This is a genomic window from Pseudoalteromonas sp. T1lg24 (assembly GCF_002964745.1).
In the GTDB taxonomy this organism is placed as follows: Bacteria; Pseudomonadota; Gammaproteobacteria; order Enterobacterales; family Alteromonadaceae; genus Pseudoalteromonas; species Pseudoalteromonas spongiae.
This window is the reverse complement of sequence record NZ_PQCB01000004.1, coordinates 277,783-296,415: the sequence shown is the minus strand read 5'-3', so window position 1 is coordinate 296,415 and position 18,633 is coordinate 277,783. Positions and strand designations below refer to the sequence as shown.

The 18,633-nt window shown below is 42.3% G+C and carries 18 protein-coding genes and 1 pseudogene; 12 read left to right on the top strand and 7 right to left on the bottom strand.

Annotation, left to right across the window (positions count from 1 at the left end):
* Positions 1-25 precede the first annotated feature (25 nt).
* On the top strand, positions 26-592 hold the full coding sequence (locus tag C2M30_RS02655) for a TcpQ domain-containing protein (RefSeq protein WP_105170611.1): 567 nt from the start codon (positions 26-28) through the stop codon (positions 590-592).
* Here the strand turns inward: C2M30_RS02655 and glnE are convergent.
* Positions 589-3,380, bottom strand: a pseudogene (glnE, locus tag C2M30_RS02650) (bifunctional [glutamate--ammonia ligase]-adenylyl-L-tyrosine phosphorylase/[glutamate--ammonia-ligase] adenylyltransferase). The gene C2M30_RS02655 and the pseudogene glnE sit on opposite strands and share 4 nt — an antisense overlap.
* A 69-nt stretch (positions 3,381-3,449) precedes the next feature.
* Between glnE and C2M30_RS02645 the strand changes: the two are divergent.
* Entirely contained in the window at positions 3,450-4,346 is an 897-nt protein-coding gene (locus tag C2M30_RS02645) for a DUF350 domain-containing protein (RefSeq protein WP_158683303.1), read from the top strand.
* A 34-nt stretch (positions 4,347-4,380) separates the two neighbouring features.
* Here the strand turns inward: C2M30_RS02645 and C2M30_RS02640 are convergent, their stop codons facing one another.
* Positions 4,381-5,394 (bottom strand): ABC transporter permease, encoded by a 1,014-nt coding sequence (locus C2M30_RS02640; protein WP_105170573.1) that lies wholly within the window; start codon positions 5,392-5,394, stop codon positions 4,381-4,383.
* Positions 5,387-6,286, bottom strand: coding sequence for an ABC transporter ATP-binding protein (locus tag C2M30_RS02635; RefSeq protein WP_105170572.1), 900 nt, complete (start codon positions 6,284-6,286; stop codon positions 5,387-5,389). The genes C2M30_RS02640 and C2M30_RS02635 overlap by 8 nt, the downstream gene beginning before the upstream one ends.
* A 73-nt stretch (positions 6,287-6,359) precedes the next feature.
* On the opposite strand from C2M30_RS02635, the gene rsmE reads away from it, so the two are divergent.
* From rsmE to ruvX, 4 genes are read left to right on the top strand one after another with little or no spacing between them, the layout of a single operon-like run.
* On the top strand, positions 6,360-7,103 hold the full coding sequence (gene rsmE, locus C2M30_RS02630; protein WP_105170571.1) for a 16S rRNA (uracil(1498)-N(3))-methyltransferase: 744 nt from the start codon (positions 6,360-6,362) through the stop codon (positions 7,101-7,103).
* 54 nt (positions 7,104-7,157) lie between these two features.
* Positions 7,158-8,111, top strand: coding sequence for a glutathione synthase (gene gshB, locus C2M30_RS02625; protein WP_105170570.1), 954 nt, complete (start codon positions 7,158-7,160; stop codon positions 8,109-8,111).
* Positions 8,112-8,140: 29 nt separating this feature from the next.
* The gene (locus C2M30_RS02620) at positions 8,141-8,710 is read left to right on the top strand and encodes a YqgE/AlgH family protein (protein WP_010561715.1); all 570 of its coding nucleotides are present in this window, start codon (positions 8,141-8,143) and stop codon (positions 8,708-8,710) included.
* Entirely contained in the window at positions 8,711-9,151 is a 441-nt protein-coding gene (ruvX, locus tag C2M30_RS02615) for a Holliday junction resolvase RuvX (RefSeq protein ID WP_010561716.1), read from the top strand.
* 9 nt (positions 9,152-9,160) lie between these two features.
* Here the strand turns inward: ruvX and C2M30_RS02610 are convergent, their stop codons facing one another.
* Genes C2M30_RS02610 through C2M30_RS02600 form a run of 3 tightly spaced genes read right to left on the bottom strand, consistent with a single transcriptional unit; the run spans position 9,161 to position 12,270 of the window.
* A complete protein-coding gene (locus tag C2M30_RS02610; RefSeq protein ID WP_105170569.1) occupies positions 9,161-10,057 on the bottom strand; it encodes a hypothetical protein in 897 nt (298 codons plus the stop codon).
* 14 nt (positions 10,058-10,071) lie between these two features.
* Complete coding sequence (locus C2M30_RS02605; RefSeq protein ID WP_054979995.1) at positions 10,072-11,202, bottom strand: PilT/PilU family type 4a pilus ATPase; 1,131 nt, start codon at positions 11,200-11,202, stop codon at positions 10,072-10,074.
* Positions 11,203-11,211: 9 nt separating this feature from the next.
* Positions 11,212-12,270, bottom strand: a complete 1,059-nt coding sequence (locus tag C2M30_RS02600) for a type IV pilus twitching motility protein PilT (RefSeq protein ID WP_010561719.1) — start codon at positions 12,268-12,270, stop codon at positions 11,212-11,214.
* A 37-nt stretch (positions 12,271-12,307) separates the two neighbouring features.
* Here C2M30_RS02600 and C2M30_RS02595 point away from each other — a divergent pair, with 37 nt between their 5' ends.
* From C2M30_RS02595 to C2M30_RS02580, 4 genes are all read left to right on the top strand, one after another.
* Complete coding sequence (locus C2M30_RS02595) at positions 12,308-12,994, top strand: YggS family pyridoxal phosphate-dependent enzyme (RefSeq protein ID WP_105170567.1); 687 nt, start codon at positions 12,308-12,310, stop codon at positions 12,992-12,994.
* A gap of 24 nt (positions 12,995-13,018) precedes the next feature.
* On the top strand, positions 13,019-13,840 hold the full coding sequence (proC, locus tag C2M30_RS02590) for a pyrroline-5-carboxylate reductase (protein ID WP_100913880.1): 822 nt from the start codon (positions 13,019-13,021) through the stop codon (positions 13,838-13,840).
* On the top strand, positions 13,840-14,376 hold the full coding sequence (locus C2M30_RS02585) for a YggT family protein (protein WP_010561722.1): 537 nt from the start codon (positions 13,840-13,842) through the stop codon (positions 14,374-14,376). The genes proC and C2M30_RS02585 overlap by 1 nt, the downstream gene beginning before the upstream one ends.
* Before the next feature lie 92 nt (positions 14,377-14,468).
* Positions 14,469-14,909 (top strand): DUF4426 domain-containing protein, encoded by a 441-nt coding sequence (locus C2M30_RS02580; protein ID WP_105170566.1) that lies wholly within the window; start codon positions 14,469-14,471, stop codon positions 14,907-14,909.
* A gap of 89 nt (positions 14,910-14,998) precedes the next feature.
* Here the strand turns inward: C2M30_RS02580 and C2M30_RS02575 are convergent, their stop codons facing one another.
* Positions 14,999-16,678 (bottom strand): alkaline phosphatase, encoded by a 1,680-nt coding sequence (locus tag C2M30_RS02575; RefSeq protein ID WP_105170565.1) that lies wholly within the window; start codon positions 16,676-16,678, stop codon positions 14,999-15,001.
* 204 nt (positions 16,679-16,882) lie between these two features.
* Between C2M30_RS02575 and rdgB the strand changes: the two genes are divergently transcribed.
* Both rdgB and hemW read left to right on the top strand, forming a co-directional pair.
* Entirely contained in the window at positions 16,883-17,476 is a 594-nt protein-coding gene (rdgB, locus tag C2M30_RS02570; protein WP_105170564.1) for an RdgB/HAM1 family non-canonical purine NTP pyrophosphatase, read from the top strand.
* Entirely contained in the window at positions 17,476-18,612 is a 1,137-nt protein-coding gene (gene hemW / locus C2M30_RS02565) for a radical SAM family heme chaperone HemW (protein WP_105170563.1), read from the top strand. Before rdgB ends, hemW begins: the two co-directional genes overlap by 1 nt.
* The last annotated feature ends 21 nt before the right edge of the window (positions 18,613-18,633 follow it).

Here is an 18,633-nt window from a genome sequence, read left to right as displayed (position 1 = left end):
ATATTTAATCATTGTGAGTGTCGTTGTGTGGTTTTGGATTAAACATTTATCGTTAGGTTTTATCTTAATTGCGGCCGCACTGTATCTTCTACTTGGCAAAGGGCCTGTATTAGAAGCTAACAAATCAAATGCAGCAGCAGAAGGCTTATCTAACTTCTATAATAGCTTTCGCAGTACCTTAAGCTCGATGACTGAACGCGAGAAATACGTCATTCAGTTAGGCGAACCCGACACCACTTTGGCAGAGCAACTAAGACAGCGTCGTACCTCAAACAAAATTCCAGCGCATTGGCGTGGTGAAATTAAAGCGCGCCGCTTCGCGAAAGGCGATACATTAAAAGAAGTGATGTCGGATTTTGCCAAGCAAGAAGGCATTGAGTTTTTGTGGTATCTCGACAAAGATTACGTCATTAAAGATAACTTTCGCGTAGACGAAACCTTTATAACAACCCTGTACCAAGTTTCTAAAGCCATCGACAGTGACTTCGAAAACACGGTATACGGCTTTTTCTGTTATAAACACAGCACCGCAGTTATCACTGAAAATCCAACCCGCTATGTGCGTGATAACTGCGTAAAAGCGACACTCTAAGCTAAATACTTTTGCCAAATTGTCGTAACGGCGTTCACATCGTTTTGCACGCTTTCAAGGCTCACTAGCTTCGCTTCTTGGCGTAAACTTACTTGGTGATATAGTTCACGATAATCGCAATATGCTGATGTTAGCTGCTGCATTTCATTAGGCTCAATAAAGCCATACTCTGCTGCACTGGCAAATATACGTATATTATCGGAATACTGAGTTATTTTTGGCTGAGCATAGGCATTTTTTAAGACAAAATATTGCGCCAAAAACTCAATATCCGCCATGCCCCCTACGCCTTGTTTAATATCAAACTCAGCACCACTGCCTTTAATTAAATGGTCGCGCATTTTTTGTCGCATGTTTACGACGTCCTCACGTAATTTTTGTTCATCACGCTGACGCGACAGCACTTCATTTCTAATTTCATTAAAACGCGCGAGTAACGACGTTTGACCATAGGTCATGCGCGCTCTCACTAACGCCTGATGCTCCCATGTCCACGCTTGTTTTAACTGATATTCACGGAAGGTTTCAATATTAATAGCCAATAAGCCAGATGCCCCTTCCGGGCGTAAGCGTGTATCAAGCTCATAAAGAATGCCAGAAGCGGTACGAGTATTAAATAAATGCAATAAACGCTGTGCTAACTTCAAATAAAACTGGCGCGCATCGATTTGTTTATCGCCATTAGTTTGCCCAACACCATCACAGTTATGCACAAATACCAAATCAAGATCAGAGTCGTAGCCTAGCTCTACCCCACCCGCTTTGCCATACGCGATAACTGCAAAGCCTTTTTCATCATCGCTAGCCTCAGGTGGATAGCCAAAACGCGTTACCATTTGCTGCCAAGCCAGATTAACACACTGAGCTACTATCGCTTCTGATAATGCCGTAAGGTGATCGCTTACTTTCATAACATCGAGCACACCGGTGGCATCTGCCGCGGCAATACGTAATTGATGTGTTTGTTTAAACTGACGCAATGCTTCCATTTGAGCTCTAAGTCATTTTCATCGATACGTAAAAAGTACTGACGGATTTCCTGCTCATAGCCACTTAATGGCAAGGTTTTATAAAGCTGGGCTGGGTCAATTAATTCATCCAGCAAAATAGGATAACAAGCTAAATGGTCGCCTATCCATTTGCTATGCGCACAGAGTTTAAATAGCTGATTGAGTGCCCCTGGATTTTCTAGCAATAACTCCAAATAGGCTGTACGTGAAATCACTTTCTCTACCACTGCGAGTACGCGCTTAAGAATACTCGGTTCACAACCGCATTTATCTGCTTGCTGTAGTAATAGCGGCATCAATTTATCAAGCACATCGCGCCCGCGCCCGCCCAGTTTGCGCTTGGTCCCCGACACTTTAAAATCATAAACGATATTAAAAAACTCGGTATTTTGCCCAAACAACTGATGCGAACTAATCACCTCAATACTTGGCTTTTCCCACAGCAGTTCATAACGCGAATCGACATCTTGTTCATCGTCATCTTCCGCGCCTATCATGGCATTAAACTCATCGTGAATAAGTCGCATTTGTTGGTTAATCAATGCCGTTGCATCACCATAATTCGACGTTTCTAACAACGCACTTAACCGCATTTGACCAACGTCATCTTGTGGCAATGTTTGTGTTTGTTTGTCATCAAACTGCTGTAAATATTGCTCAATACGGCGCAAAAACAAATACCCGTCAGTTAATGTATTGGCAACGTCTTGTGGTACTTCGTTAAGCGTTGCTAATGCTTCCAACGCTTTACAAAATGATTGCACCTGTAAACTTGGCTCGCGCCCTCCTCGGATCATTTGCAGTGCTTGCACCACAAACTCAGCTTCACGAATACCACCAGCACCAAGTTTAATGTTTTCAGTAAGCCCTTTACGACGCACATCTTGTGCGATAAGTGCTTTCATTTTTCGAAGCGATTCAATCACCGAAAAATCTATGTATTTACGATAAACAAAAGGCCTTAGTAAATCATAAAACTCTTGCCAGTAGCTTGATTCAGTACCAAGTAACCGCGCCTTTAACATGGCATAGCGTTCCCAATCACGACCTTGCTCTTGGTAATACTCTTCCATTGCATTAAAGCTCATAACTAAAGGGCCACTGTCACCAAATGGTCGAAGACGCATATCAACGCGGAAAACTTGTCCTTCAGGCGTGACCTGATTCAATGCGGCAATGGTTTTTTGCGCTACTTTAGTGAAGAAAACTTGTGCTTCACACGATTTACGTCCACCTTGGGTTTCAACTTGGTATGGATAGGTAAAAATCAGGTCGATATCTGACGAGTAATTAAGCTCATAACCGCCCAGCTTGCCCATGCCTAAAATCAGCATCGGCATGGCATCCCCTTTTTCATCAGTAGGCTTTCCCCAAACGCTAGCAACCTGCGCATAAGCCCAGCGATACGCTGAATCAATTAACTGTTCACTTAATTGAGAGGTGTAACTAATGCTGTCGCGAATATCATTTTTAAGCACAAGATCAAGGTATGCGAGCTTTAACCAATGCAAGTTGCGATACTCTCTGAGCGTTTGAAATGCATCACTTTCTGCAATCTGAGCAAGTGATTGCGTATCAAAAACAGCGCTGGTATCGCGTGATGCAAGCCATTGGTCATTGTGTAAATAGTCGATAAAGTGTGGATGCTGCGCCAATATACGAAAAGCAAAGTCGCTCAACGCTAATAGTGCCACTACATTTGGTTCAGCTTGCTTATCAGCAAAAATCTCGATAAATCGCTGCTGCCCCAGTTGTTGTAAACCTTGTGCTAACCCCATAACTTACTTACACTCTTAAACTAAATTCTAAAGCTATCCAGTATCTTAGCAAAAAAGAAAGCTATTTTTATGTCTTATATCAGTCTATCTAACGATCTTTTAGTCGCATTCGCCATCACCGGACTATTGGTTTTGGTTGTCTTAATGGTGGTTAAAAAGCAATTACAAGCCGACAGCAGCGAACATGATTTAATGGATGAATTAGCGAAAAAAGATAACTTTGCTATGGGCATTAGTTATGCGTCTTCTATTTTCAGCATTATTTTAGTTGTTAGTTTTATTGCAAGGGAATTTGACTTGTCGCAATGGCAAGAAAGTTTACCGCACATGGCAATCGCACTCTCGCTCGCATTAGTGTTTATTTGGTTTGGTAAGTGGATCCATAACCGCCTCATTCTAAGAGATTTTAATGAAGCAAGGGCAATAGAAAAGCGCAATGTATGCGCAGCACTCATCGATACCGGCGTATTGCTGGCAAATTCAATCATTGTGCTTGGTCTTTACAAATGGTCTAAAGCGACAAACTTTAATACTTTACTGATTGATATTATCGCGTTTATTGCCATTCAATTTATTATTTTGCTGCATACTCGCTGGCAAGAGAAACGCTTTGCCGCGACTAACCAAGGCGCTTCAATGCAAACTTATTTTGCCTACGACAATACGTCAATAGGCTTGCGCTTTGCATCACGCATGATTGCGTTATCGCTAGCAATTTTTGCCGCACTTGCCAGTATTCAGTTTATTGCTGGTAACTTTATCGACAATATCATTATGATTTTATTAAACGTAGTTGTGTTTGTTGCACTGCACCAAATTACCGCACTATTGGTATTAAAACTAGCGCTACCAAAAGTACAAAACAACATTGAAGTGGAACAACAAGACAACATCGGCATCGCCAGTATTGAGCTTGCTGTTCATATTGCGATAGGAATTTTACTACTGCGTTTGTTCTCGCTGTAACATCTGCTTTAATTGGAATTTGAGCAAGCGTGGTTTATCGCGTTTGCCCTTTCCAGCTAAAGAATAGAGCGCCAAGCAATAGAAACACCACACTTTGCCCGATGAGAATAAACAGCTGTGGTGCAATTTCAACAAAACCTGCCCCCTCTAACATCACGGCACGCGCACCAATCAACATTTGCGTAAGCGGAAATACCTGAGAAATTGCCTGTACAAATGCCGGGCTGCCTTCAAGTGAAAACCACACTCCCGACAACATCATCATCGGCCATGACACTAAATTAAGAATGCCACCGGTAAATTCTTCAGACTCCGAGCGACAGGCGATCAGTAGCGATAGCGAAATTAGTGAAAACGCACCGAGTACGCACAGCACTAATAACCACAACATACTGCCGATTAAATAAAAATCAAAAATAAGATGACAGGCTACGAATATGGCGGACGTTAATGCCACAACAATCAATAAACGCGAAACGATTTGCGCTGCCAGGAATTCTACCGGCTTTAATGGCGTGGCACTTAAGCGCTTTAGCACCGCGTTTTTACGATAACGTACAATCACATAACCCACGCCATACAAACAAGAAAACATCATGTTCATCGCTAAAATGCCGGGCACAACCCAATCAAGGTAGCGGATTTCTTGGCCTTCTATTGCCTCTTTTACAAACGACGCAGTGGCTTGTGTTGTTTCAGCAAGTAGCAGTTTTTCTGCGATATAACCGTTGGCAGAACTTGAATTTACCCAATACTTTTTTGCATCAAAGCTCACCAGTAAATCCAGTTTATGTTGGCGCAGTTTTTCGATTGCCACACTTTTATCTTGATACTCAATAAACTCTAAATGCTTATACTGGCTAATACTGTGTTGCTGTAAATCACCTACGTAGCCAATTTTAAACAGTGTCGGGTTATCATTTTTAAAGATAAAGGCGAAACCAACCACTAACAAAATAGGAAATGCTAAATTCCAACCGAGCGCCGAACGGTCGCGGAAGAACTCTAAATTACGCGCCACCAAAACAGCAAAAAATCGTTTAAACATCTGTTTTTTCCTCGTTAGTGTGTAATGCGTGACCTGTTAACTTTAGGAATAAATCATCTAAATTAGCCGACTTAACTTGCAGTCCCTGCAATGAAATTTGCTCCGTTAACAACTGAGCTAATGTGGCCTCTGTATTATCACTATGAATAAGCACACTGTCTTGGCTGTAATGGGCATTCGCAAACGAAATTTGTGACGCTACATTCTGTTTTGGTAACGATATTAATGAACCTTTAAAATGTTCCCTCAATAGGTTTTCAGGGCTATTCATCGCGATAATCTGCCCCTTATCCATAATTGCAATTTGGTCGCATAAGTACTCGGCTTCGTCCATGTAGTGAGTCGTCAATAAAATGGTTTTGCCCGCCGCTTTAATATCATTTACTAAATCCCAAAATAAGCGCCTGCTATGGGGGTCGAGTCCGGTGGTTGGCTCATCCAAAAAAATTAGCTCTGGGTCATTAATTAATGCCAGCGCCAATAGCAAACGCTGCTTTTGCCCGCCCGACAATTTTCGGTGGTCAACATTAATAAAGTCAGTTAACTGACATTGCGTAATAAGGTCATCGATTGGCACCGTCTTTTTATAAAACGACGAGAACAAATTTAGCGTTTCTCGTACCGTTAAATAATCTTGCAACGCGGTATGCTGAAATTGAATACCTAGCTTTTGAAAATCTTCTCGTGTAATGCCCTGACCATTAAATAAAATTTCACCGGAAGTTGGCGTTAAAATCCCTTCAAGCATTTCAATGGTAGTGGTTTTTCCCGCACCATTTGGTCCTAACAAACCAAAACACGAACCTTTAGTCACTTTGAAATCAATTTTATCGACTGCACAAAAGTCTGAGAAATGCTTACTAAGCTGCTTAACCTCAAGAATTGTTGTCATAACTGCCTTTATTACTTGCCTTTGTTATTGCGCTTTTCATACCATATAAGCATATTAATCGCTGAGAGTCATTATGCGCATTCCCCATATCTACCAAGCTGGCACAATTGAAGTCGGTACAGAATTACAACTCGGCGATGATGCCGCAGGACACATAGGCCGCGTTCTAAGAATGCAACCAGGTCAACAGGTTAGCTTATTTAACGGTGAAGGTGGCGAATACTTATGCACCATTTCACAAGCCAATAAAAAAAATGTATACGTTAGCGTTGATGAATTTCACGATGTCACCAGTGAGTCACCGCTAAAAATCCACTTAGGGCAAGGTATTTCGCGCGGTGAAAAAATGGAATTCACCATTCAAAAATCAGTGGAGCTTGGCATTACTGAAATCACCCCATTATTTAGCGAGCGCTGCGGTGTTAAATTACAAGGTGAACGCCTTGAAAAGAAACACCAGCAATGGCAAAAAATCGCAATTGCGGCAGCAGAGCAATCAGGTCGTAACTTTGTACCCGTTGTTCACCCGCCAATAAAATTAGAGCAATGGCTAACCCAGCCAAGCAACGAAACTAAGCTAACCCTGCACCCGCGAGCTGAGCACAGCATTAAAACCATCGATAAACTTGCGAGTTTTAATGCAACAGCGATGCGCTTTGTGGTTGGCCCAGAAGGCGGATTTACCGATGCAGAAATTGCTGCAACAAAAGCCGCAGACTTTGTTGATATTAAGTTGGGACCACGTGTACTGCGTACTGAGACTGCAGCACTTACTGTTCTCTCTGCGCTGCAGCTTGTCTACGGTGATTTAGCTTGATTTAAGCTGCAAGCATCCCCATAACATAGAGAGTTGAAAATAAAGGAAACTAACATGACGATTAAGCTTGGCATCATTTCTGATCCTATTGCTGGATTTAATATCAAAAAAGACACCGGCTTCGCCATGATGCTCGAAGCGCAAAAACGCGGCTATGAAATTCATTACATGGAAATGAATGACTTGTTTTTACGTGGTGGGCAAAGTTTCGCAACGTCATCAGTTGCTACCGTGTTCGATAACACAGAAAAATGGTATGAACTTGAAGACAAGCAAACCATTGCTCTAGCTGATTTAGACGTGATTTTAATGCGTAAAGATCCACCATTCGATACTGAATATATTTACGCAACTTATCTGTTAGAGCGTGCCGAGCAAGCGGGTACACTCGTAATTAACAAACCGCAAAGTTTACGTGACGCTAACGAAAAACTATTTACCGCGTGGTTTAGTGAACATACACCAGACACTCTCGTCACCCGTGAGCAGTCACATATCCGCGCGTTTTTAGAAGAACACAAAGACATTATTCTAAAACCCCTTGATGGAATGGGCGGCGCGTCAATTTTCCGCGTTAAACAAGATGACCCAAATATTGGCGTTATTTGCGAAACACTAACAGCACATGGCAGCCAATATGCAATGGCACAAAATTACATTCCAGCGATCAAAGATGGCGATAAGCGCGTATTAGTGGTTAACGGTGAAGTTATTCCCTATTGCTTAGCGCGTATTCCACAAGGTGGCGAAACCCGCGGTAATTTAGCCGCCGGCGGTCGAGGCGAAGCGCGCCCTATTACCGATGTAGAACGCAAAATTGCCGAAGCAGTGGCGCCAACATTAATTGCAAAAGGCTTAATTTTTGTCGGTCTTGATATTATTGGCGACAAGCTCACCGAAATTAATGTCACAGCGCCAACGTGCGTAAAAGAAATTGAAGCGGCATTTGATATTTCTATTACCGGTAAGTTATTCGACGCAATTGAGCAAAAAGTGGCGCATACTTAAAGCTGAAGATAATACAAAAGGTGCAATCAATGAGTAATCAAACCCAGTCATTACAAAATACCTTTTTAGTTGCAATGCCAAACATGCCCGACCCGCGCTTTAAACACAGCGTAACTTACATTTGTGAGCACAATGAATCAGGCGCAATGGGGCTTGTTATTAATCAACCTACTAACCTTACAGTAGGCGAATTACTCGACCAAATCGATATCGAGAATAACAAAATGGCTAGTAACAGCAGTGTTGCGGTAATGTCAGGTGGTCCAGTTCACACTGACCGCGGGTTTGTATTGCACAGTACTAAGCCTGGTTATAGTTCAAGCTCGAATATCAGCTCTGATATTATGATCACCACCTCAAAAGATGTGCTTCACGAGCTGACAAGCCATGAAGCACCAGATCAATTTCTGATTACCTTAGGCTATGCAGGCTGGGATCCCGGTCAACTTGAAAAAGAGCTGATTGAAAACACTTGGCTTACCGTACCTGCCGACCCTGAGATTATTTTTAATACGCCAGCGCACTTGCGTTGGCAAAAAGCAATAGAGAGTTTAGGTATTGATATCGATAAACTTTCTCTCTATTCAGGAAATGCGTAAATGAGTAAAAACCCTATCGGGCAACGTACACTAATTGGTTTTGATTTTGGTACCAAAAGCATTGGCATTGCCGTAGGTCAGGAAATATCAGGTACGGCAACCGCACTGAGCGCTGTCGCTGCAAAAGACGGTATTCCAAACTGGGACAACGTAAAAAAAATTCTCGATGAATGGCAACCTGATTTACTAATAGTCGGCTTACCACTCAATATGGATGGCACCAACCAAGAAGTGACGTTTAAAGCCAAAAAATTTGCAAAACGATTGCATGGCATGTTCGGTTATCAAGTTGAAGTGCAAGATGAGCGCCTTACCACAACGGATGCAAAAGCACGCTTGTTTGATCACGGTGGCTACCGAAATTTAGCGAAAGATAAAGTAGATAGCATGTCGGCACAAATTATCTTAGAAAGCTATTTTGAAAGCTTGTATGGAGACTAAGCGCCTCGCTTAGTCTTTATTTATCAATTCACTATTTAGCACTTTCACACTGCCTTTTTCAGGAATAAAACCCGCTTCAATATATGCCGATTTAATGCGTTTTTGCGCTGCGAGTATTGCTAACCCTTTTTGTAACGCGTCAAACGCCGCCTTACCGTCAGGGTGGGTTTTGCTCACCACATAATGACGACTATCATCAAATGTAAGTGCAATGCCCGGCACAGCTAGTAACTCTAACGAATGCAACTTGTAGTGGTTGTTAACAGCAGGCATAAACGGCAACAAAGCAAAGTCCGCCCACTTTTTATCAACTGCACGAATTTGCTGTAACCATTCATCATCTTTGTACAGCTTTTTTAACTTTAGGCTTTTGAGAGTTTGCCAATCGGCGTGCCAACGGGGAGTGGAAATCGATGTGAATTGAGAAAAATCATCTAGGCTGTCAATTGCGAAGACTTTTCGGTTTTCAGGATGAGCGAATACGCCTGCTAGGTACTCACCTTTGTTAAACACAGCTGCAGAAATATAAGCGTGCTCTGCTATTTTTTCTGCATCTGCGTACCAGTAAGTGTCGAAGCTAAGTAATTGCTTACCACGCTCTAAAATATTGGTGTTGCGCAGCGTTACTTTACCCACTTGGTAGTTGAATGTTTTATCAAAACCACCGAGTTTTAATGCTTGCAATGCAAGCACCATATCTACTACGTCGCGACGCATGCGATAACCGCTAAACGAGGTAATCTGATGTACATCACGTCCAGCAAGAAAAGCCTGAAAATCAACATACACATCATCGCGAATATACATATCAACGGTGTTACTTGAATTCGCAGCGTTCGCCGCAAAACCAAATAACATACTCGCTAATACACAAAAACAAATTTTAAAACGACTTAACTTCAACATAAGCGTATCACTTACTACTGGTTTTTATCTCCATCAAGGCCATCAACCGTAACACCTTGTAAAAAGCCTGCACCTTGTTGCTCATTATTGCGTAATTTAATCATTAAGCGCAGATCGTTCGGTGAGTCAGCATGGTGTAGTGCATCGGCATAATTAATGCGATGCTGCTGGTAAAGGTCAAAGAGCGCTTGGTCAAAGGTTTGCATACCCATTTCGCGCGATTTAGACATGGTTTCTTTAATTGCCCCTACTTCACCGCGTTTAATTAATTCTGCCACCATTGGCGAGTTAAGCAATATTTCAATTGCTGCTGCACGACCATGACCATCACTGGTCGGCACAAGTTGCTGTGCAACGATAGCACGTAAGTTAAGTGCTAAATCGTACTTTAACTTATCGTGCTTTTCTTTTGGCACCAAGTGCATAATACGGTCGATTGCTTGGTTCGCGTTGTTTGCGTGCAGTGTAGCCACACACAAGTGACCTGTTTCAGCAAATGAAAGCGCATATTCCATGGTTTCTTGCGAGCGGATCTCACCAATCAAAATCACATCAGGGGCCTGACGTAGAGAGCTCTTCAGTGCCGATTCGAAACTTTCAGTATCCAGTCCCACTTCACGTTGCGTTACAATACTCTTTTGGTGTTCGTGAACAAATTCAATCGGGTCCTCAATAGTTAAGATATGACCACGCTGGTTGCGGTTACGATACCCTAACAGTGCCGCAAGTGAAGTTGATTTACCGGTACCCGTACCACCCACAAACAGGACTAAGCCACGTTTTGACATTATCACGTCGGTTAAAACCGGTGGTAAGCCAAGGTCGTGTACTTCCGGAATGGTGGTTACGATACGACGAACAACCATGCCCGCTTTGTCGCGCTGCCAAAAAGCCGAAACACGGAAACGACCCGAATCACGTGCGATCGCAAAGTTGCATTCTTTGGTTTCATGAAATTCGGTTTTCTGCTTGTCGGTCATTGCCGATTCAACGAGCTCTAACGCTTCTTCTTCAGTTAAATCTGAATGACCAATCGGTCGAAGTTCGCCATTAACTTTTACACTTACAGGCAAGAATGTAGACACGAATAAATCCGATGCTTCACTCTCTACCATTTGTTTTAAAAAATGATCTAAGCCGTGCATAATTTACCCCTAGTAAGATCGTGCGCCTGCTGCGCCAAAGTTGCTCTTATCGTGGGCTTTTGCATATGCATCTTGCTGTGTAATTAAGCCGCGATTTAGCAAGTTACCTAAACACTGATCCATCGTCTGCATGCCGTGTGATGCACCGGTTTGTAGCGATGAATACATTTGCGCAATTTTATCTTCACGAATAAGGTTACGAATTGCTGGTGTACCTATCATGATTTCGTGTGCTGCGATTCGTCCGCCACCTACTTTTTTCACGAGTGTTTGTGAAATTACAGCACGTAATGATTCAGATAGCATTGAACGTACCATGTCTTTTTCTTCACCTGGGAATACGTCGATAATACGGTCAATGGTTTTTGGTGCTGAGGTGGTGTGCAAGGTGCCAAATACTAAGTGACCGGTTTCTGCCGCGGTCATTGCAAGGCGAATGGTCTCTAAATCACGTAATTCACCGACCAGAATAACATCTGGATCTTCACGAAGCGCCGAGCGAAGCGCGTTATTAAAGCTGTGTGTATCACGGTGTACTTCACGTTGGTTAATTAAGCTTTGCTTATTGTCGTGTACGAATTCGATAGGATCTTCAATAGTCAGAACATGGTGATGCTTATGCGAATTAATATAATCAATCATCGCTGCAAGCGTTGTTGATTTACCGGAACCTGTCGGTCCCGTTACCAACACTAAGCCACGCGGGTTATTGGAAATATCTTTGAATATTTCAGGACAACCTAAGTCATCAAGGGTTAAAACGGTGCTTGGGATGGTACGAAATACCGCGGCCGGACCACGGTTAGAATTAAAGGCATTAACACGGAAACGCGCTAGGTTTGGCACTTCGAAAGAAAAGTCACATTCTAAGTTTTCTTCGTATTCTTTTCGCTGCTTATCATTCATAATATCATACACTAAGCCGTTTACGTCTTTTGGTCCAAGTGCGGGGATATTGATTCTTCGAACGTCGCCATCAACGCGGATCATAGGTGAAACACCTGATGATAAGTGTAAATCTGATGCATTATGTTGCACACTGAATGCCAGTAATTCAGTAATGTCCATTGGATTGCTCCACTAAGTTACTTATTTGAATAATTATATGATTACAATAGCAGAACGACTTAAAATAGCCTATGACAGAATCGCAAAAGCGATAAAAAATTCTCACATTTTAGGGCAAAAAGTGGCTTTATTGGCGGTCAGCAAGACAAAGCCTAGCACTTTAATACGAGAGGCCTACCAAGCTGGCCAACGTCAATTTGGCGAATCTTACGTGCAAGAAGCGGTCGATAAAATCGCTGAATTATCCGATTTAAGCGACATTGAATGGCACTTTATCGGCCCTATTCAATCGAATAAAAGCGCACAAGTAGCAGCTCATTTTGACTGGGTGCAAAGTGTCGACCGCATTAAAATAGCCAGACGCCTAAATGATCAACGCCCCTCTGAACGCGCTAAATTAAATGTGCTTATACAAGTTAATATTGATGATGAGCAGAGCAAATCTGGCTGTTCGCTGTCAGAAGTGGATGCCTTAGCTCAGTACATTGCAACATCTGACAACTTGGTATTGCGTGGTGTTATGGCCATCCCTAAAAAAAGCGATTCACTAAACGAGCAACAACACAGCTTTGCCAAACTGCAAACTTGTTTTAATCAATTGAAATCCCAATATGATAGTATAGATACGCTTTCAATGGGCATGAGTAACGATGTTGAAGCAGCAATAAGTCAAGGCAGCACTATGGTGCGTATTGGCACCGATATCTTTGGCCCAAGAAACTAACGATTAACCAAAAAGAGAGTTCCTATGTCACAAAACACCATTGCATTTATTGGTACCGGTAATATGAGTTACGCCATTATTGGCGGATTAATCAATGGCGGCTTTGCCCCAAACAATATTATCGCAACCAACCGCAATGCAGAAAAACTTGCCAAAGTTGGCAATGACTTTGGTATTCAAGTAACTAACGACAACATAAAAGCAATCGATCAGGCCGATTACGTTGTACTCTCGGTTAAACCGCAAATGATGGCAGACCTATGCCAAACCATTAAAGATTCAGGTATCGCCTACCAAGACAAAGTGTTTATTTCCGTTGCGGCAGGCATTAAAGTGGCGCGTTTACAAGAAATGCTGGACCACCCGGTTAAGATGATCCGCTGCATGCCAAATACCCCTAGCTTACAAAGCAAAGGCGTAAGCGGCTTGTTCAGCAATAATACCAGTGAGCAAGAAAAACAATTTGCTACCGAGGTATTTAGTGCAACAGGTATTGTTACTTGGCTTTCAGAAGAAGACCAAATTAACGATATTATTGCGGTAACGGGTTCATCTCCTGCGTATGTATTTTTGTTCTTAGAAGCGATTGAACAAAAAGCAAAAGAGCTTGGTTTTAACGCTGAACAAGCAAGAGAACTGGTACAGCAAGTGGCTGTAGGTGCCAGCGATATGGTGGCAAAATCGCCTGACTTATCAATCAGTCAGTTACGTGCTAATGTTACTTCAAAAGGCGGTACAACTGCCGCGGCAATTGCGCATTTAGAGCAGCAAAACTTAACGCAAACCGTCGCCGATGCGATGGATGCGTGTATCGCACGCGCACAACAAATGGAGCAAGAATTTTAATGAATGACGCGTTTCGATTTTTAGTTGAAGTCGTTTTTGACTTGTACTTGATGGTTGTATTACTGCGCTTTTGGCTACAATCCGCGCGTGCTGATTTCTATAATCCGCTCAGCCAGTTTGTAGTAAAAGCCACCAGCCCTTTACTTAACCCAATTCGCAAGGTAATTCCTGGACTTGGCGGTTTTGATCTTGCCTCATTAGTGCTTGCGCTGATTGTCGCCGCGCTCAAAATAGTGACCATTTCACTGCTTTTCTTTGGTGGAATTGAACCTGTTACCGTATTGGTTGGCAGTTTAATTACTGTGATCAAAGAAGGTTTAAACTTGGCCTTTTGGGTACTAATTATCCGAGCAATTTTAAGCTGGGTAAGCCAAGGACATAACCCAATCGAAGCGATTTTCCATCAACTCACTGAGCCAATGTTACGCCCGATTAGAAAAATCATCCCACCAATTGGCGGGTTAGATTTATCAATCTTAGTGCTGATTATTGGCTTACAGTTTCTGCAAATCTTATTCCTTGATTTATTTAGATAAAAACGAATAAATTCAGGTAGAATAAAAAAGCCGCAGAATGCGGCTTTTTTGTCATCTATACTAATATTAATACTTAATTTAAGGGGCGGATTATGAAAACCCTAATTTCACTTTGTTTAGCATTTTGTGCATTTTTGGCTACAAGCGTTTTAGCGAATACCGAGCAAGGTGGGCAATATAAAGAGCTTGGTAATTGGCAAGTGCATTACATTGCTTTTCCATCAACTGTATTGCAACCAAAAATAGCGCAACACTATGGTATTGAGCGAAGTAATTACAATGCGGTTATCAATATTTCGGTATTGGATAAAGCAACGAAAAAAGCACAAAAAGTAGCTATTTCAGGCACTGCCAAAAACTTACTTGGCCACAATGAAACGCTCGCATTTAAAGAAATCATTGATGGTGATGCAATTTACTATATTGCAGAACTAGGCTACAGCAATGAAGAGCTGTATCGCTTTAAGCTTGATATTAAAGGGCAAAATAAAAGCGAAGTACTCAGCTTTCAACAAAAATTTTATGTTGATTAATATTTTTTCTTAAACAAATTAGTCTACACATTAAAAAAGCGCCTTACGGCGCTTTTTTAATATTGGCTAGTGTTACTCGATAAAAGTGCTTACAAGCCAAGCGCTGCCATCATTTTCTGACCAATATCAACATGGTGTTGCATGGTTGAGAACTGCTTAGTTACACCTTCTGGACCAAACGCATAAACTGGAACAGGTGCTGCTGTATGTGTACCTGTACCCCAAACAACATTTTGGTGACGAGCAAGTGCACGACCAATTTTTGCAGTGTGGTCTTCGTCTGCGTATACATAAAACTCGTTAAAGTCGTCAAACTTTGGCGTTACATCAGCACTTTGATACGAGTGTTCTGGGTCATAGTAAGGGTTGTTTTCACGCTCACCTACTTTCTCAGCTTCCTCTAGTGTCACTTTATACGCGCTGTAGTTATTGATTGCAGTCATCCAATCGTTTGCTGTTGCAGCGTCAAAGTTCCAATCTGCGTTTGCCATATCAAGCATGTTATAGAAAGTACCCGACTGCTTATACAACATTTCTAAGTGGCTTAAATCACCAAAGTTGAAGTTAGGCTTGTAGTCGCGACCTTGCATGCCATCGCCTGGAAGTGTTGTTGCTTCAGGCATATTGTAACGTGAGTAACTAAAACCAAAGCTACCAGTTTCATGGTCAGCTGTTACAACAACTAGCGTATCGTTACGATCTTTTACCCATTCGTAAACCGCTTCTACCGCTTCATCAAACTTTAATAGTTCATGTAGCATCCAACCCGCATCGTTCGCGTGTCCTGCCCAGTCAATTTGACCACCTTCAATCATTAGGAAGAAGCCATCTTCATCTTTAGAAAGCACATCAAGTGCCTTTTTAGTCATTTCTTTAAGCGATGGCTGAGAACAGTTATTTGCTTCTTTACATGCTGAGTAGGCAATACCGTCAGCCATACCCGAGTTTGCGAACAAACCAAGTAGTTTAGTTGTTTCTGTTGCAGCTAGCTGCGCTTTATCAAACGCTAGTTCATAACCAAACTGCTCTTTCGCTTCAACGACTAAGTTACGGTTGTCGCTACGCTTTGATTTTTTATACACCGACTCAGGTGCGCCAAGTGCACTCATAACGTCACGATCGGCTGCATCTGTTTTAATATCAGACGGTAAGAATACGCGAGCACCACCTGAAAGTAATACATCAACATTACCACTTTCGATTAGCTCTTCAGCAATCGCAGGTTCAAGTGAACGATGTGGTTGGTGCGCGGCAAATGCCGCTGGTGTTGCATGGGTAATGCGAGTATCTGATACTAAGCCTGTTGCTTTACCTGCTTTTTTCGCTTTTTCTAAAATGGTTTCAACGATATTACCTTGGTCATCAAGGCCAATCATTTCAGAACCTGCCGCCAAGCCTGTTGCTAATTGTGTTGCAGAACACGCTGAGTCAACAACCAACTTACCATTGTCACCATGCGGTGCATTAAGAGATAAGCCCATTACACCTTGATTGGCAATGTTAGATAACGCAGTCACACCATTTTTAGCACTGTACGTTGAATTAGGTGCGCGGCGTGCATACTCTTCAAGTAAGCCAACTTGCTGAGGGCCCATACCGTCACCAATCATTAAAATCACGTTTTTAACTTCAGTAACCGCTACTGGAGGTACTTCCACCTCTTTAATCACTTCAACTTCTTTAATTACTTCTACGATTTCTTTATCGTCAGAACCACAACCCGTCATAAGTAAGCTAGCAACTGCTAGGGCGACACATGTTTTTTTCATTATTTTGTACCCGTATGATTTAAAATTTGCGATAGCCTACTTATCTATTGTTAAACTAAGATTTCATATTTATGGCATTTAGAATAATCACTCAGACCCTAACCTATTGAAAAGTAACAATATAACATTTCATAAAATCCACAAAGCAATACCCGTGCGCTCTTGATATAATAACTAACATCATTCCTTTAAGAATTTCGTTTTATGTCATTTGAAAAAATCGTTTTGGCAACGGGTAACCAAGGTAAAGTTGCTGAGCTTGCAGATAAACTCGCTAGTTTGAATATTGAAGTAGTCGCACAATCAGAGTTTGATGTGCCAGAAGTTGCTGAAACCGGCACCACATTTATTGAAAATGCCATAATCAAAGCAAGGCATGCGGCAAAGATTACCGGCTTACCGGCAATCGCGGACGATTCCGGTCTTGAAGTTGAAGCCCTGGGCGGTGCTCCGGGCATTTACTCAGCACGATTTGCAGGGGTTAATGCGAATGACTCAGATAACATTGATAAGCTATTAAGTGAGCTGGGCGATAATCCAAATCGTACAGCCCGTTTCTGGTGTGTATTAGTATTAATGCGCCACGCGGACGACCCTACTCCATTAATTTGCCAAGGCGTATGGCAAGGTGAAATTTTACCTGAGCGTCAAGGTGAACAAGGCTTTGGTTACGACCCAGTATTCTTTAGTCACGAGAAAAATTGCAGCGCTGCAATGCTAGATAAGGCTACTAAAAATAGCCTAAGCCACCGCGGAAAGGCGCTTAATCAACTGCTCGACTTGCTCAAGGCTAATTAATGAAACTGCCACCATTAAGTCTTTATATACACATACCTTGGTGTGTGCAAAAGTGCCCTTACTGTGACTTTAATAGTCATGGCGTAAAGTCAGATATTCCTGAATCAGCTTACGTACAGCACTTGCTAGATGATTTAAAAACCGACCTTGCCTATGTTCAAGGCCGTAAACTCACTAGTATATTTATCGGTGGCGGTACACCGAGCCTGTTTAGTGAAAAAGCTATAGCTACCTTATTGCAAGGTGTTGAGCGCCTTATACCGTTCGCAAAGGATATAGAAATTACCCTTGAAGCTAACCCGGGCACGGTTGAAACTGAGCGCTTTATTGGCTACCGCGCCGCTGGCGTCAATCGTATTTCCATTGGTGTTCAATCGCTGCAACAAGACAAACTAAAAAGCCTTGGCCGTATTCATAATGCCGATGAAGCAATTAATGCAGCAAAATTGGCAAAGACCATAGGTTTAAACAGCTTTAACATGGACTTAATGCATGGATTGCCAGATCAATCCATTGATGATGCACTGAGTGATCTTAAACAAGTTATCGCGCTCAATCCGCCCCATATTTCGTGGTATCAACTCACCATTGAGCCTAATACCCAATTTGCGTCAAAGCCGCCTGTCCTGCCTGAAGACGAAACCTTGTGGCAGATTCAAGAACAAGGCCACCAGCTGTTAACAGATGCAGGTTACGAGCAATATGAAATATCAGGCTACGCCAAACCGGGTTATCAATGCCAGCATAATTTAAATTACTGGCGCTTTGGTGACTACTTGGGTATTGGCTGCGGCGCCCATGGCAAAATCACCGATTTAACAACACAAAAACTGGTACGCACTGTTAAGGTAAAACACCCTAAAGGCTACATGGACTTAACCAGACCATACCTATTTGATAGCTGGCATGTAGCAAATGATGAACTGCCTTTTGAATATTTCATGAACCGCTTACGCCTACATGAATCATTCAACATCAACGAGTTTGTTGAATTTACTGGGCTGCCACTTGAATACGTTGAAACTAATTTAAATCACGCGGTTACTGCAGGATTAATGCAAAAAAACGACAATATCTGGCAAGTTACCGCAAAAGGACACCGCTTTTTAAATGACTTGTTACAATTATTTGTGTAACGTCGTTTGTAGCGCCCCCTG